This window comes from Metabacillus sp. 84 (genome assembly GCF_050107715.1).
In the GTDB taxonomy this organism is placed as follows: Bacteria; Bacillota; Bacilli; order Bacillales; family Bacillaceae; genus Metabacillus_B.
This window is the reverse complement of the sequence record NZ_JBNILN010000038.1, coordinates 1-255: the sequence shown is the minus strand read 5'-3', so window position 1 is coordinate 255 and position 255 is coordinate 1. Positions and strand designations below refer to the sequence as shown.

The 255-nt window shown below is 56.1% G+C and carries 1 rRNA gene; it reads left to right on the top strand.

What is annotated here, in order from left to right:
* Window positions 1-255: ribosomal RNA gene (locus tag ACQCV8_RS20210) — 16S ribosomal RNA — on the top strand; the annotation flags it as partial.

Sequence of the window (255 nt, the reverse complement as noted above, 5' to 3'; positions counted from 1 at the left end):
GAGGCAGCAGTAGGGAATCTTCCGCAATGGACGAAAGTCTGACGGAGCAACGCCGCGTGAGTGATGAAGGTTTTCGGATCGTAAAGCTCTGTTGTCAGGGAAGAACAAGTGCGGGAGTCACTGCCCGCGCCTTGACGGTACCTGACCAGAAAGCCACGGCTAACTACGTGCCAGCAGCCGCGGTAATACGTAGGTGGCAAGCGTTGTCCGGAATTATTGGGCGTAAAGCGCGCGCAGGCGGTCTTTTAAGTCTGA